The 1,065-nt window shown below is 60.7% G+C and carries 2 protein-coding genes; both read right to left on the bottom strand.

The window, feature by feature from the left end; genetic code table 11:
• A partial coding sequence (gene htpX, locus AACR77_RS14805) for a protease HtpX (protein WP_042882507.1) occupies window positions 1–739 on the bottom strand: 739 nt, incomplete at its 3' end.
• A gap of 113 nt (window positions 740–852) precedes the next feature.
• Window positions 853–1,065: nucleotide-binding protein (gene bioD / locus AACR77_RS14800; RefSeq protein ID WP_042882506.1), on the bottom strand; the 213-nt coding region annotated here is incomplete at its 5' end.

Raw genomic sequence — 1,065 nt, 5'->3', positions numbered from 1 at the left:
GCTGGAGCGCGGCGATCATCTTGTCGCGGCCGGCCAGCTTGGCGGCACCGGCGTCGGCACGGAACTCGCGCTGACGGCTGAACCACATGACGATGATGGAGGCGAGCACGCCGAACACCATCTCCAGCACGAACACGGTGATCATGTAGGCGAAACCGCCGGTGCTGCTGCTCTCTTCCTCGTTGTTGGAGCTGAAGAAGTTGCTGATGACGCCGGCCACGATGCGGGCGAAGAACATCACGAAGGTGTTCACCACCCCCTGGATCAGGGTTAAGGTCACCATGTCGCCGTTGGCCACGTGGCTCACCTCGTGGGCCAGCACGGCTTCCGCCTCGTCGCGGCTCATGCTGTAGAGCAGACCGGAGGAGACGGCGACGAGGGAGTCGTCACGGCGGGCGCCGGTGGCAAAGGCGTTCATCTCGGGGGAGTCGTAGATCCCCACTTCCGGCATCTTGATGCCAGCCTCACGGGCCTGACGGGCAACAGTGCTCACCAGCCAGTGCTCGGTCTCGTTGCGGGGCTGCTCGATGACCTGGACGCCATAGCTGCGCTTGGCCATCCACTTGGACATCAGCAAGGAGATAAAGGAACCCCCAAAACCGAACACGGCGCAGAACACCAACAGACCGGAAATGCTGGACTTGTTGATCCCCAGAACCGAGAACAGGATATTGAGTACCACCCCCAGCACCAGCATGACGGCCAGGTTGGTCACCAGGAATAGCATAATTCGCTTCATATTGACTCCTTGTGAGATATGGATGCATGGTTCGGGGCGCCCCAGGGGCGACCGATGCCACACTTGCCCCAGATAATAGACAGACTCGATGAATGTTTGCTGAATGTCTGGCCTCAGAGCAAGGGCGACACATCGAGACAGTGGTGCAAATCCACCTCATTCACCGCGTCCACGAAGGGGAGTTCCCCCAGAAATGGGGCCGGCAACATGGCTTTCAAGGTGTCCAGGTTCTCCTCGTAGCGGCTCATGTGCGGATCCACCCGGTTAATGACCCAGCCCGCCAGGGTCAACCCCTGCTGGCGAATGGCGCTGACGGTGAGCAGGGC

Source organism: Aeromonas sp. ZOR0002 (assembly GCF_963866995.1).
In the GTDB taxonomy this organism is placed as follows: domain Bacteria; phylum Pseudomonadota; class Gammaproteobacteria; order Enterobacterales; family Aeromonadaceae; genus Aeromonas; species Aeromonas caviae.
This window is presented reverse-complemented; position numbering and strand designations above follow the sequence as displayed.